Source organism: Streptococcus parasanguinis, from assembly GCF_001578955.1.
GTDB lineage: Bacteria > Bacillota > Bacilli > Lactobacillales > Streptococcaceae > Streptococcus > Streptococcus parasanguinis_U.
In genome coordinates, this window is sequence record NZ_KQ969697.1 from 1,824 (window position 1) to 3,661 (window position 1,838).

The window sequence follows — 1,838 nt, forward strand, 5'->3', positions numbered from 1 at the left end:
AAGATAAACGTTCTGAAACGTCTGACGGTCTCACATATACATTTGTCGAATTTGGAACTGGCAAGATGGTTAAAATTGTTCTTCCGGAAGAGCGAAAATTTGAACTTTTGCAAGCTTACAAAGTCGCTGGTCTTGGGTATGACATCAAGTCAGCAAATATGATTTTCATTGAGCAGAAAGGTCAGATTGCTGACTACTAACTAAGATAAAAAGGGTACTGCTGGAACTTGTTTCCAGCAGGTAGCCCCCCTCAATAATCATGGGGGCGTACACGTACAGAGTAAAATAGCTAGTTAGCCCTTATATATCAACGGTTTAAGACCTTTAAAATACTACACAGTAAGGATAAGAAAAAGACATGCAAAAATACAAAGTAGACTGGCTGGCTTTTTCGGTATCATTTGAAGATGAAGAACAGACGTTAGACCCTCAACTTTTGAAAATATTGGGTTATGATTTAGCAGATTTTGACGAAATCCCAGGGCGATTTTTTTACAACTCGGGGGCAACTTATCGAAATTATGTAAACGTCTTTTGGAATGACCCCGAAAAGCCTTGGCACAAAAATTCTAGTCGGACAATGACCGTGGTCTTCACGGGTCAGGGGTCGACTGAATTAGCTGAAAAATGGGATACAGATTGGGTTTCTATTTTTAGAACCTTAAAAGAGTATGGTGGAGTAAATTTCACACGGCTCGACTTGGCTCTTGATGATTATGATGAGACAGTGAGATTTTCCGATATTGAGAAAAAACTCAATAAAGGGCATTATCGTTCATCTCGTAAGTCCTACAATATCGTTAAAACATCAGACCAAAACGGAAAATCGCTGGGGCAGACAATTTACATCGGAAACGCTCGGTCTCAAAATGGAAGCCGTGGGAATGTGTACGCCCGTTTTTATGACAAAAAAGCGCAATACGAAAGTAAAAACGAACTTTTTCCAACCGAAGTCCGAGACCACTGGGCGAGGACTGGGAAAGAAGTTTGGCAACGGTATGAGATTAGCTATTCTAAAAAATACGCTTTAAAAATCATTGATGAGTTTTTAAATGGCGATAAAATCGACAAGATTTTTAAAACATCGCTTCGTAATCTTCTTGAGATTTTGACCCCCAAACGTGGGGACACTAACAAAAATCGTTGGTATAAAACGAAGTGGTGGGAGAAGTTTTTAGAGTATGATGAGACGATAGACTTTAGTCTTGCAGAACGTGACGTAATGCTGGGCGACTTGCTGGAGTGGTTACGTGTGGCAGTCTTGCCCTCTCTTGCTCTCCTTGAGATGATAGGAGATGAAAGAGGTTTTGATATTTACGATTTGCTTCAAAAAGCTGAAAAATCTACTGATTTTTCGAAGAAGCAAAATCGTTTATACGTGAATAGTCAGACCTTGTCAGACGAGACTATAAACAAGTATTTGAGCGAGTTTTTAGGGGGTGGCAAATAATGGCTATCACGTATAAAAAGAACGCTCAAAACGTTTATAAAGTGCCTTTTTACGTTCAGTTTTGGACGTGGTGGGCTTTGGTTTTAGCTTTAGCCGTTCTGTCTTTGGTGCTGGGGCTGGTTGTATCGATTAAACTTGTTCAAGTTGTTTTGTGGTCGCTGGTCGCTATTTTGACGATTTGGCGAGCGTATTCGCTGACAAAGTCAGTGATCAAAGCGAAGACAATCGGAAAATATATCACACAGAAAAAGGCAGAAAAGGCAGTCACTAAAAGCTTACTTGCTACAATGTCAGTTAATCGTCTGCAAGATACCCCCTTTATCTCAGTTCCAAGCGTGGCGGTATGCGATAGCAGACCGTCACACATCAGCGTAGAAGTCGAGAAATT

At 40.5% G+C, this 1,838-nt stretch carries 1 protein-coding gene and 2 pseudogenes; all 3 read left to right on the forward strand.

The features are described from left to right. A pseudogene (locus SPADD19_RS10750) lies at positions 1–200 on the forward strand (hypothetical protein); the annotation flags it as partial. A 158-nt stretch (positions 201–358) separates the two neighbouring features. After that, entirely contained in the window at positions 359–1,450 is a 1,092-nt protein-coding gene (locus tag SPADD19_RS10755) for a replication initiation factor domain-containing protein (protein ID WP_061455977.1), read from the forward strand. Then, positions 1,450–1,838, forward strand: a pseudogene (locus SPADD19_RS10760) (type IV secretory system conjugative DNA transfer family protein); the annotation flags it as partial. The gene SPADD19_RS10755 and the pseudogene SPADD19_RS10760, both read left to right, overlap by 1 nt.

Bases quoted from the DNA above. Each gene is read 5' to 3' on its own strand.
- SPADD19_RS10755 (WP_061455977.1), top strand. From the start codon at position 359: ATGCAAAAATACAAAGTAGACTGGCTGGCTTTTTCGGTATCATTTGAA.